The sequence below is a fragment of the Telluria sp. AZSoR62 genome (assembly GCF_058111565.1).
The window spans coordinates 1-255 of the sequence record NZ_JBYTST010000424.1 but is presented as its reverse complement, the minus strand read 5'-3'; the positions used below and the strand labels follow the sequence as shown (position 1 = coordinate 255).

Here is a 255-nt window from a genome sequence, read left to right as displayed (position 1 = left end):
GAGACGCTTCTGTCCATTGCAATTTTGCAAGCACAAACCGATGCATCCCATCCCTTGCAACGCATCGCGGTTTTGCACCCGACGCTCATCAGCCATTTATTTCGTATCAAGAAAACGCGCGATGAGAAGGGACATGGAAAAGGCAGCGTTGACGCACCGGACGTGGAGTTGTCGGATGCCCCTTTCATGCGCGAATTGGTCCACGCACTGCTTCCGGAAATCTTGTTTTCCGACATAGCCGTCTCGACGCCTGAC

Annotated in this window: 1 protein-coding gene; it reads left to right on the top strand. The window is 53.3% G+C overall.

The features are described 5' to 3' along the window. Positions 1–255: hypothetical protein (locus AC3XQU_RS24315; protein WP_489876682.1), on the top strand; the 255-nt coding region annotated here is incomplete at both ends.